This is a genomic window from Kitasatospora sp. NPDC051705, from assembly GCF_044453265.1.
Lineage (GTDB): Bacteria > Actinomycetota > Actinomycetes > Streptomycetales > Streptomycetaceae > Kitasatospora.
Map to the genome: position 1 here is coordinate 25,378 of NZ_JBITCO010000046.1, position 11,470 is coordinate 36,847.

The following is an 11,470-nucleotide window of genomic DNA, read 5'->3' on the forward strand; positions in this document are numbered from 1 at the left end:
TATTACCGCGCGCCGGAGCGTCGTGCTCCGGTCCCGTGTTCACGTGCGCCCGGCCGTGCCCCCTGGCCCGACCGGCTGGTCGGCGATTCGCTGGTGCCCGTGGGTCGGCCCGCCGTCGAGGACCCGGCGGGCCGGGGGACACCGCCGCCTCCATCCCCGCGGGCGGTGGCTGGGTCCGGGAGGGCGTGCGGACGCCCTCCCGGACCGGGCGACGCCTTTCGGCCATCTCGCGATGCCCATGCCAAGGCGGTGCGGGGGGCGGTCCGGGCCGGGGAGGGGGAGGCCCGGCCCGCCCCGTCACGTGCGTGAGCACGTCAACACCCTTCGGTGGCAAGGGGATCGGCCACGGAACCGGAACCCCCGACACCTGCCACGGATGCGCCGACCGGTGGCACGATGTCTCCTGACGGCGCGCCGGAAACGGGGCGGCCGCCACGGCACGCCGCGGACCGGCGAGGAGCCGCCCGGCGGTGGACGCGCCGCTCGGGTGGAGGTCCTCGTCGGGTGGAGGCGCGATGCGGTGGCTGACGGGCTGGAGCACGGGCGCGCTCCGGGCGGGCACGCCCGCGCACGAGACGCCCGGAACGGTCGCGCCGATCGCCGCGCGCCCCCTGTGGACCGGCCCCGACCCGCTCTGGGCCGTCGGCGACTGGCGCCCCGAGGAGATCCGCCTCGCCACGCTCCGCCCCGGCGCGCCCGCCACCGTCACCACGGGCCCCACCGCGCCCGACCCCGTCGAGGACACCCCCGCCACCACCCGCCTCGCCGTCCTCGGCCACTGCGGGGCCGCCGACGCAGAACTCGCCGCCGGCCTCGCCGCCGCCCGCGGCGGAGCCGTCCGCCACCTCACCGCCTGGCCCGGCAGCTACACCGTCGTGCTGCGCACCGGCACCCGCTCCACCCTGCTGCTCACCGACCTGGCCGGCGCCCAGCCCGTCTTCCACACCCCCTGGGCCGGCGGCACCGCCTACGCCACCGCCGCCCTCCCGCTCGCCGACCTGGTCGGCGCCCCGCTGGACACCGGCCACCTGGCCGCCCGGCTCGCCTGCCCCGAATCGCCCGAGGCGCTCGGCAGCGGCACCCCGTACCTGGGCGTCCAGCAGGTGCCGCCCGGCCACGTGCTCGCCGTCCGCGGCGGCCGTCCCTACGTGTCCGCGTACGACGATCCCGCCGTCCGCGAGCAGCCGCGCGACGAGGCGCCCGCGGTCCGCGAACTCACCCGCGCGCTGCTGGAGTCCGTCCGCTCCCGGGTCCGCACCACCGCGCCCGCGCCGCCCTCCGGCGCCGCCGCCCGCGCCCGGCTCGGCGTCGACCTCTCCTACGGGACCGCCTCCGCCACCGTCGCCCTGCTGGCCGCGGCCGTCCCGCTGCCGCCCGCACCCGCGAGCGCCGCGCCCGGGCCCGGCGCGGGCGGCGCCGGCGTCGCCAGGAACGGCGCGGTCAAGGGCTCCTGGGCCCGCGCCGCGGCCCGGGAGCCCGCCCCGCCGGAACAGCTGGCCGCCGTCACGCTCGGCGAGACCGAGCCGCCGACCACCCTGGCGCTCGCCCCCGACACCCCCCGGCTGCGGCACACCGTGCTCGACCCCGGCCCCGGGACCCTCCCGTACGCCGGGCTGCGGGCCGACGCCCCGGCCGGCCGGCTGACCGACGAGCCGGGCCCCGAGCTCGTCGCGGCCTCCCGCGCCGAAGCCCGCTTCGACGTCGGCGGCACCGACCACCTCACCGGCTACGGCGCCCGGCAGGTCCTGGACGGGCACCCCGCCCGGCTCGCCGACCTGATCCGGGCCGGGCGCCCGCGCGAGCTGCTGCCCCCGGTCGCCGCACTGGCCGGGGCGGACCGCGCCGTCGCGGGGGTGCTGACCGGGGCGCTGCGCACCCCGCTCACCGTGGTCCGGGCCGCCCACCGGCTCTCCCGGGTCCGGTACGCCGAGGCGCTGGACGACGCGGCGGCCAAGCTGACGGCCCGGCACGTCCCGGGCGGGGCCGGCACGGCGGGGGACCGCTCTGCCGGTGACCTCGCCTGGTGCGTCCCCGGCCCGGCCGCCCGCTGGCTCTCCGACGAGGCGCTCTCCTCGGTCGCCCTGCGGCTCCGACTGGCGGCGCGCCGACCGGCGCCCGAGGAACATCCAGGCGCGCACCGCGCCCGGCACGCCCTCCACCGGCACGCGCGCTCCTACCGCACGCTCGTCCACGCCGCCGAGCAGCCCGGCCAGCGGCTGCACGCGCCGTTCCTCGACAACCAGGTGGTCCGCGCCGCCCGGCTGCTCCCCGACGACGTCCGGCTCCAGCCCGGCGCCCGGCACGCCCTGCTGCACGCCGTGCTCACCGGCGCCGGACGCACCGACCTGCCCCCCGACTGGGGCCGCGGACCGCGCCCCGACCGCACCGCCCCCGCCCGGGCCGGCCTGCGCCTCGCCGCGGACGGCATCGCCGAGCTCTTCGACGCCCCGCTGCTCGCCGAGGCGGGCCTGATCGACCTCTCCGCCGTCCGGGCCGGCCTCACCGACCCCGCGACCCCGCTCTCCCCGGCGGCCCTCGCCGGCCTCGCGGAGCTGGTCTCGACCGAGCTCTGGCTCCGCCGGGTGCGGGCCCGCCGCCACGGCGCCTGCTGGACGGGCCTGCCGGTGGCCCGCCCGCCGGCACTGGCCCCGGTCCGGTTCGGCTGACCGCCGGCGGGCGGCGCGGATCAGCCAGGTGGGCGCGGGTCCGGCGGTCCGGTGCGCGGTCGGCCCGCCGCGGCGCGCCCGGTCCGGGACGGCGGGGCTCGGGGCCGGCGCCGGGCGATGATGGCGGGGCGGAGCCGGTCCGCGGGTGAGGAGGTCGTGGTGGCCAGCGTGAGCGCGGAGGAGTCCGTACCCGTGGTGCTGTCGGTGCTGGGTCGGCCGCCGACGGGCCGGCCGCCGGGGGTGCTGGCCGCGTGCGACGGGTCGGACGGGTCGTTGTGGGCCCTGGACCGGGCGATGACCGAGGCGGAGCTCTTCGGCCTGCCGCTGTACGTGCTCGCCGTGGTCAACCCGGCGCCGGCCGGCTATCCGCCCGGGATGGCGGAGCTGGTGCAGGAGAGCGTGGAGACGCTGGTCGAGAGCATGGCGGACGGGCTGCGCCGTGCGGTGGCGGCGGTTCAGCGGCAGCGCGCCGAGCCGTTCGCCGGGGAGATGTCGCTGCACGTGGTGCTGGGGAACGTGATCGAGGTGCTGCTGGAGGCGTCGACCCGGCAGCACACCATGGTGCTGGGCACGCGGGGGAACGGGGGCTTCGCCCGGCTGCTGCTGGGTTCGGTGAGCGCGGCGGCCGTGCACCACGCGGCCTGCCCGGTGCTGGTGGTCCCGGCGCCCGTCGAGGCCTGACCGCGGACGGACGGTCGCCCGGGCGGACGGACCACCGGACCACCGGGCAGTCGGGCAGAGGGACGGCCGGCCGGCGGTGTCGGGAATGTACCGAGATGGTTCATCGTTCACCTATCCCGACAAGCGTCCCCCGCCCCCACCCCTGGAGCCCCCTTCATGAAGGTCGAGATCTGGTCCGACATCGCCTGCCCCTGGTGCTACATCGGTAAGCGCCGTTTCGAGGAGGCGCTGGAGGGTTTCCCGGGCCGGGAGGGCGTCGAGGTGGTCTACCGGCCGTACCAGCTCGTCCCGGACGCGCCCGCGACGGCGAGCCCGCACCGCGCCTGGCTGGCCGAGCGCTACGGCCCGCAGTCCGTGGCGATGGACGCCCGGGTGGCCGAGCTGGGGCTGGCGGAGGGCATCGCCTACGACTTCGACGCCGCGCTGCACGCCAACACCTTCCTGGGCCACCGCCTGCTGCACCTCGCCGAGACCGAGTACGGCCCGGCCGCCCAGGGGCGGCTGAAGGAGGCCCTGCTGAAGGCGCACTTCACCGACGGCGTCGACGTCGGCGACCGCGCCGCGCTGGCGGACGTCGCGGTGTCCGCCGGACTCGACCGGGACCGCGTGACGGCCTACCTGGCCGGCGAGGAGGGCGCCGACGAGGTCCGGGCCCAGCTGGCCGAGGCCCGGGAGCTGGGCATCACCGCCGTGCCGACCTTCGTGTTCGAGGGCAAGTGGGCGGTGCAGGGCGGTCAGGAGGCCGACACCTTCCACAAGGTGCTGGAGCAGGTCGCCGCCGAGATCGGCGAGCGCCGGCCGGCCCCGGTGCAGGTCGCCCCGGCCGGGGAGGCCTGCGCGGACGGCGCCTGCGCGATCTGACCCGACCCGTCCCGCCCGCCCCGGTCCGACCGGGGCCGCTGACGCACCCCGCCGGGGCCCGCCTCAGGAACACCTGAAGCGGGCCTCGGCCCAGTCCGCCACGTTCAGCGCCGACCAGACCCCGTGCACCGGTGTGACCACCAGCCGGATCGACCGCTGCCCGGCCAGCGGTACGTGCACCGGGACGGCGTCGTCCCCGGCGGCCAACGGGCGGGAGCGCCACAGGACGTCGCCGTCACCGCCCTGGACGGTGAAGACCACGCCGCCGGGCGACAGGGTGGTGTCGTCGACCCCGGCGACGGCGTCGAAGGACGTGCAGCCGCGGTTGAGGTCGATCACGGTGGTCGCCGGGGCGCGCACGGTCACGGCGTGCGGGTGGCGGTCACCGGCGATCCAGGCCCCGGCGCGCTGCCAGAACCAGTCGCTGCCGTTCTGCCGGATGCTGGGCCCCTCCGGCGGCACCCGGTTCCGGCCGGGCTTGACCACGGGCAGCGAGTCGGCCCAGAAGTCGGTGGGAGCCGGCGGCGAGGGCGGGACGACGGTCGGGGTGGGCACCGGCGGCACGGTCGGCACGGGGACGTCCGGCGGCTCGGGGGTGGGGACGGCCGGCACGGTCGGCGTCGGCACGGGGGACGCGACCGGGGTCGGCTCCGGCTCCGGGGTGCGGGTCGGCTCCGGGGCCGGCGTGGCCCGCGGGGTGAGCGGTGCGGCCTTCGGCCTCGTCGGCGCCGCGGTCGGGGTGGGAGCGGGGGCGCGCGTCGGCCGGGTGACCGGCTCGGCGACCGGGCTCGGCGCGGGCGGCTCCGGCTCCGGTTCGGCACTGCTCGGGGCTGGCGCGGGGGCGGGCGGCGCGGGGGCGGGCGCCACCGGACTCGGGGCGGCCGGGGCGCTGGTGACGGCGGGAGCCGCCGCCGGGGGCAGGGGTTCGGAGGATCCGGTGAGCGCGTACGCGGCGACGGCGGCCGCGGCCACCGCGACGGCGGCGGCGATCCCGGCCTTGGCGGCGGCGCCCAGGCCCTCGGCGGCCACGGCGGCCACGGCGGCCGCGCCACCGCCACCGCCGGAGCCCGCGGTGGCGCCCGCGCCGGCCGCCGCGGCGCCGGTACCGGCGCCGGCCGAACCGGAGGTCGCCGCAGCCCCGCCGGCCACCGCCCCGCCGACCGCGGCGGCCCCGCCGACGGCGGCCGCCGCGGCGCCGAGCCCGCCGGCCCCGACCCAGACGAGCACGCCGCCGGGCAGCAGCGCGCGCAGGCCGGTGTTGATCTCGGTCAGTTCCAGGCAGGCGGCCGTGCAGCGGTCGCACTCCTGGAGGTGCCGCCCGACCTCCGCCGAGGCGCGCTTGCGCAGCGAGCCGCGGGCGTACGCGCCGAGCCGGTTGGCGTACGCCGCGCAGGAGCCGTCCTGGCTGCCGGAGACGTGGGCCTGCAGGAAGCCGGCGGCGAGCCGGTCGCGGGCCCGGTGGGCCTGGACGGCGGTGGCGTTGGCGGTCTTGCCGAGCATCACCGCGACGGTCTTCGGCGACTCCCGCTCGACCTCGGTGTGCCAGAGCACCACCCGGTCGTCCTCGGGGAGTTCGGCGTACGCCTGCATGACCATGCGCTGGTCGGCCATCGCCATCGCCCAGGCGTCGGCGCCCGGGTCGGCGAGGTCGAGGTCGACGACGGCGGCCGAGGTCTGGGCGAACACGCCGAAGTCGTCGACGAGTTGTTCGCGCCGCTCGCTGCGGGTCCAGGCCGCGGCGACGTTGCGCACGGCCGTCAGCAGGTAGGCGCGGACGGCGAACTCCGGGCCCTTGCCCGCCCTGAGGGCCTGCAGGGTGCGGGCGAACACCTCGCCCGCGAGGTCCTCGGCGGTGAAGCTGTCCCGGCAGCAGGTGCGGGCGTAGCGGCGGACGGATTCGGCGTGCCGCCGGTAGATCTCCTCGTACGCGGTGTCGTCGCCGGCCCGGACCAGGGCGGTCAACTCGGCGTCGGAGGGCGGCCGCTCGCCGTCGACCGGGTCGGCGGGGGCGGGCACGGTGGGGCGGGCCGGGCGGCCGCCCCCGCCGACGAAGGCCTCCGGGGCCACACCGCCCCGGCCGGCCGGGGCCTGGCCGGGCACCCGGCCGGTGGGCAGCGCGGCGGCGGAGGCGGAGAGGGACTCACGGCTGGGCATGCCGGCCTGGTCGGGGACCTGTCCGGTGGTCGGGCCGGGGGCGCCGGGCGCCTGGGCGTGGCCCGGCCCGTGGGCGGGGCCGCCGGAGGCGGCGGCGGGCCCGTCGGCCGGACGGCCCGGCCGTCCTCCGGGGAGTCCTCCGGACGGACCGAAGTCGAGGCCGTACCCGTACTCGTTCTGTTCCTCGGCGCTCACAACGGACCCCAGACTCCACGACAGCCCCCGAAGCGTGGCAGAGCGTGCGGGAGCGCGTGGGCGCGCTGTTCCCCGCTGTACGGCGCCGACGGCGCGCGAAGGGCGCGCATCGGGACATTGGCTCCAACCACGGGCAAAGGATGGCATAGCGCAGAGGGGGGCGGTAGCCGGACCCACTCTTCCGAGGGGTGGTCGCGGATGTGTTCGCCCGGCGCGCGGCCGCGGGGTGCGCGTCGCGGTCATCCGGCGCGCCTCGCCGGAGCGCGCGCCGGTCAATCGTCCAACTCCCTTGCCCGCCGGGCCCGTGGGCCGACCCGGCGGTGCCGCGTCAGCGCGCCCGCAGGCCGTCCAGCAGGATCTCCAGCAGACGGTCCGAAGGCCCGGACGGCGGGTGACCCTCCGTCTGCGGAGCACCGGCCGAGAAGCCGGCCGCGTGCGCCGGCACCGTGCGGGCCGCGTGCACCGGGACCGAGGCGGTGAGCACCAGCACCACGTCCGACACCGTGACGCCGGGCCGCAGTTCGCCCGCCGCGCCGGCCCGGGCGACCAGCGCCGCCAGCAGCTGGAGCAGCAGCCGCGGATCGGCGTCCGCCGCCGACGGCTCGGCGGCCGCACCGCCCTGGGCGTCATCGCCGCGCAGGTCGAACCGGACGGCGGCGGGTTCGGTGACCCGCTGCCCGGGCACCCGGCCCAGCTCCTCCGCGTACCGGAACGCCTCCGGCGGCAACAGCCGCCCGGCACCGGTGTGCACCGCGCGGGCCAGGTAGCCGGCCAGTGACTCCCACGCGCCGTCGCCGCCGTAGAGCGACTCCCGCGCCTGGGCCGTCAGCCAGGCCACCTCCTCGGCGGCGATCCGCTGGACCAGCACCTCCTTGCTCGGGAAGCGCCGGTAGACCGTCCCGACGCCCACCCCGGCCCGCCGCGCGACCTCCTCCATGGGCGCGCCGTAGCCGAACTCGCCGAACACCTCGCGGGCGGCCCGCAGCACGCTCTCCAGGTTCCGCCGGGCGTCCACCCGCAGCCTGGCCCCGGGTACGGGCGCGACGGCCTGCGGCAGCTCCGACCGGTAGGGGACGGCCGCGTAGGCCGTCCCGGTGTGCGGCGTCAGGTCCACCGGGCCGCGTTGCTCCGGCACCATGCCCTGACCGGTGTGCGGTGCACCCGCCCGTCCCAACACCTGCTCCTGTTCCATCATCCCAACTCTCCCCCGCAGGCGCCCGAACCCGGACCCTGTCGTCGCCCGCCCCTGCACCCCCCGGTGCAGCTCAGCCCGTCATTGATGACCCGATGACCCATCGCTCGTGCCGCCCGTCCCGTCCCTGGTGACCACGGTTCGTGCCGCCGGTCCGGTTCGCGTCCGGCCCGGCGCGTCGGCACCGTCCGGGGCCTCGTCCGGGAACTACCCTTCCCCGGATGACTGTCCCGCAGTCGGGTTCTCGTGCCAACGCTGGAACTGGCCGTAGTGGCCGCTCCACGGTGCGTCGCCGCCGATTGTCATGGCGGTAGCCGCTCCAGCACACAATCCGACCATAGTTCACGGCCGTTCGCGGCCGAAAGTGCGTCAGAAAGTCGCCCGGGCAGCACAAGTGGCCACACCCGGCACTCCCGCCCCATCCGGCCCGGTACGGACTGTGGACAAGACCGCCCCCGCCGGTCCTTCATAGGGGGGCGTGCCGGGGGACACCCCCGACCGCGAGGCCGGGACGAATCGTCACATCGGCAGGAGGCGCACCATCAGGATCCTGATCGCCGGCGGCGGCTGCGCCGGGATGGCCACCGCGCTGCACCTGCAGCGCGGCCTGCGGGAACGGCTGCGGAAGGGCGAGGTGGAGATCACCGTCGTCGAGCCGCAGGCGTACTTCACCTACCACCCACTGCTGGCCGAGGTCGCGGCCGGCTCGATCGACCCCCGGCACGTGGTCGTCCCGCTGCGCCGGGCCCTGCCGCACTGCCGGGTGCTGACCGCCCGGATCACCCGGATCGAGCACGCCGCCCGGCGCGCGTTCGCCGACGCCGCGAACCCGGGCGACCCCCCGGCCCCGGTCGAGCTCCCCTACGACCTCCTGGTGGTGGCGCCCGGCTCGGTCTCCCGCACCGCGCCCGTGCCGGGCCTCGCGGAGCACGGCCGGGGCTTCTCCACCGTCGGCGAGGCGGTGAGCCTGCGCAACCACGTGCTGGACCAGCTCGACCTCGCCTCCGCCACCCGCGACCCCGCGCTGCGCCAGTCCGCGCTCACCTTCGTCTTCGTCGGCGGCGGCTACGCGGGCGTGGGCGCGCTCGCCGAGCTGGAGGACATGGCCCGGCACGCGGTCCGGGACTACCACAACGTCGCCGTCGAGGACCTGCGCTGGGTGCTGGTCGAGGCCACCGACCGGATCCTGGCCGAGGAGTCGCCGGAGCTGGCCGAGCACACCCTCGGCCAGCTCCGCGAGCGCGGCGTCGACGTCCGGCTGCGCACCACGCTGGAGTCCGCCGTAGGCCGGGTCGTCGCGCTCTCCGACGGCAGCCGCTTCGCCGCCCGCACGCTGGTCTGGACGGCCGGGGTGCGGCCCTCCCCGCTGCTGCGCGACACGGACCTGCCGCTGGACACCCTCGGCCGGGTCCGCTGCCTCGCCACCCTGCAGGCCGTCGGCCCGGACGGGCGGGCGCTGCCCGGTGTCTGGGCGGCCGGCGACTGCGCCGCCGTACCGGACCCGGCCGCGGACGGAGCGCCCTGCGCCCCCAACGCCCAGCACGCCTTCGCCCAGGCCGAACTGCTCGCGCGGAACATCGCGATCGCGCTGGACGCCGGCCCGCACGCGCCGCAGCTCGCCGAGTACCGGCCCGGTCGCGCCGCCTGTTCCACCTCCCTGGGCCGTCACCGCGCCGTCGCCCACACCCGGGGCGGCGGCCGGCTGACCGGTCGGCGGGCCTGGTGGCTGCACCGGACCCGGCACCTGCGGCGGCTGCCGAGCGCGGACCGCCGGGTGCGGGTGCTGATGGACTGGGTGCTGGGCGGGCTGTTCTCCCGCGAGGTGGTCTCGCTGGGCGCCGTGGAGCACCCGCGTTCGGAGTTCGAGGCGGGGTTCGGCCGGCGGCCCGAGGGCGGCCCGGAAGGCCCCCGGTGAGCGCCCCGGCGCCCGGGCCCGGGCGCGGATCGTACGACCACGCCGGGCGGGCGACTTCCGGAATCGGGCCCTCGCCTGACAGGATCAGCCCAACCTAGTCATTACCCCGTGTGTTGCCATGCACACAAAAAGTGATGATATGCCTGGAAATCGAGGAAGCGGCCGTCGTTTGAACCTCATGCGCTGGAGCGCCCGGCTCACCGGAGTCCCCCGGCGTGCCGCCCCGCCCACCGGGACCGGCACCGACGACGGCGCGCCCGCCACCGACGGGGTCGTCGTCCCCAGCCCCCGCGACCCCACGCACCTCCCCGGTCCGGCCGAACTCCTCGACCCGCACAAACCCCAGAACCTGCGCGAGGTCCTCAACCGCATCCCCGCCCCCGTGGCCGTCACCTACGGCCCGCACCACCAGCTCGGCTACGCCAACCGCGCCTACCGCGAACTCTTCGGCGACCGCACCACCGGCCTCCCCGCCGGCGAGGCCCTCCCCGAACTCGGCACCATGGGCGTCCTGCCCCTGATGGACCAGGTCATCCGCAGCGGGCGGCCCCGCAGCGTCAAGGCCCGCTGCATCCTCGGCCTCACCGGCAACCGCTACTACAACGTCTCCTGCGTCCCGCTCGGCCCCGGCGACACCGGCGACGACGGACACCCCGCGGGCCCCGCGGACACCCCCGGCGACGGACCGCCCGCCGGCGTGCTGATCTTCGCCGCCGAGGTCACCGACCAGGTCCTCGCCGCCGCCCGGCTCCGCGAGGCCGAACGCCGCCAGCGCGAGGCCGCCGTCACCCTCCAGCGCAGCCTGCTCCCGCAGAAGCTCGACCAGCCGGCCGACCTCCGGGTCGCCGCCACCTACCAGCCCGGCGGCGCCGAGGCCGCGGTCGGCGGCGACTGGTACGACGTCATCGCCATCGACGGCGGCCGGACGGCCCTCGTGATCGGCGACGTCATGGGCCGCGGACTGCGCGCCGCGGCCGTCATGGGCCAGCTGCGCACCGCCGTCCGCGCCTACGCCCGCCTCGACCTGCCGCCGCACGAGGTGATGCGCCTGCTCGACGGCCTCGCCATGGAGATCGACGCCAACCAGATCGCCACCTGCACCTACGCCGTCTGGGACCCGCACCGCCGCACCCTCTCCTACGCCTCCGCCGGCCACCTCCCCATGCTGCTGCGCTGCCCCGACGGCACCGTCCTGCGCAGCGAGGAGCAGAACGGCCCCCCGCTCGGCACCGGCGACGGCCTCCACGTCTCCCACACCCTGCGCCTGCTGCCCGGGACCACCGGCGTCCTCTACACCGACGGTCTGGTCGAACGCCGCGACGAGGACATCGACCAGGGCCTCGACCTCCTCGCCCGCACCCTGACCGGCGCGGTCGGCGCACCCGACGTGATCTGCGCCCGGCTGCTGCGGGCCATGGGCGTGACCTCCGAGCACGACGACGACGTCGCCGTGCTGGCCTTCCACCTGCCCGCCGAGCAGGCCGGCACCGGCACGGAACCGGGGCTTGACTCGACTCCACCCGAGGTCTAGTGTTCTTCGAGCTGCCTGGCAGGGAGCACCGGACACGCATCGGCGCGGACGGTCCCGGGGCAGCCAATCCTTCGAAACACCACTTCCCGGCTCGGGCTGGGTCGCGCTTTGTCGCGGCTCGGTGCGTATTCGGCGTGCTCGTTTTATTGGATTGCGGCCGGATTCGCTTTTCGGAGCGGAGATCGGCTAGAGTTTGAAACGTCGGACGGGGCGTCAAACCCCGGAAGACACCGGCGAGTTGGATGACGAAGCCCCGGAAAACGGAGCGGAAAACA

The 11,470-nt window shown here is 77.3% G+C and carries 6 protein-coding genes and 1 pseudogene; 5 read left to right on the forward strand and 2 right to left on the reverse strand.

The window, feature by feature from the left end; all coding sequences use genetic code 11:
• The first annotated feature begins 515 nt into the window (after positions 1-515).
• From ACIA8Q_RS32865 to ACIA8Q_RS32875, 3 genes are all read left to right on the forward strand, one after another.
• Positions 516-2,666: an asparagine synthase-related protein gene (locus ACIA8Q_RS32865; RefSeq protein ID WP_396318242.1), complete on the forward strand. Its 2,151-nt coding sequence runs from the start codon at positions 516-518 to the stop codon at positions 2,664-2,666.
• Positions 2,667-2,825: 159 nt separating this feature from the next.
• On the forward strand, positions 2,826-3,347 hold the full coding sequence (locus ACIA8Q_RS32870) for a universal stress protein (protein ID WP_360218590.1): 522 nt from the start codon (positions 2,826-2,828) through the stop codon (positions 3,345-3,347).
• 156 nt (positions 3,348-3,503) lie between these two features.
• Complete coding sequence (locus ACIA8Q_RS32875) at positions 3,504-4,208, forward strand: DsbA family oxidoreductase (RefSeq protein WP_396318243.1); 705 nt, start codon at positions 3,504-3,506, stop codon at positions 4,206-4,208.
• Between the two features lie 63 nt (positions 4,209-4,271).
• On the opposite strand, the gene ACIA8Q_RS32880 is transcribed toward ACIA8Q_RS32875, so the two are convergent.
• Together ACIA8Q_RS32880 and ACIA8Q_RS32885 are read right to left on the reverse strand one after the other, a co-directional pair.
• Complete coding sequence (locus ACIA8Q_RS32880) at positions 4,272-6,557, reverse strand: sigma-70 family RNA polymerase sigma factor (protein ID WP_360218596.1); 2,286 nt, start codon at positions 6,555-6,557, stop codon at positions 4,272-4,274.
• 328 nt (positions 6,558-6,885) lie between these two features.
• Positions 6,886-7,749 carry a TetR/AcrR family transcriptional regulator gene (locus ACIA8Q_RS32885; RefSeq protein WP_396318244.1) on the reverse strand — a complete coding sequence of 288 codons (864 nt, stop codon included), beginning with the start codon at positions 7,747-7,749 and terminating at the stop codon, positions 6,886-6,888.
• A gap of 478 nt (positions 7,750-8,227) precedes the next feature.
• Here ACIA8Q_RS32885 and ACIA8Q_RS32890 point away from each other — a divergent pair, with 478 nt between their 5' ends.
• Both ACIA8Q_RS32890 and ACIA8Q_RS32895 read left to right on the forward strand, forming a co-directional pair.
• Positions 8,228-9,664 (forward strand): FAD-dependent oxidoreductase, encoded by a 1,437-nt coding sequence (locus ACIA8Q_RS32890; RefSeq protein ID WP_360218602.1) that lies wholly within the window; start codon positions 8,228-8,230, stop codon positions 9,662-9,664.
• Positions 9,665-9,833: 169 nt separating this feature from the next.
• A pseudogene (locus tag ACIA8Q_RS32895) lies at positions 9,834-11,150 on the forward strand (PP2C family protein-serine/threonine phosphatase); the annotation flags it as partial.
• Positions 11,151-11,470: the final 320 nt, after the last annotated feature.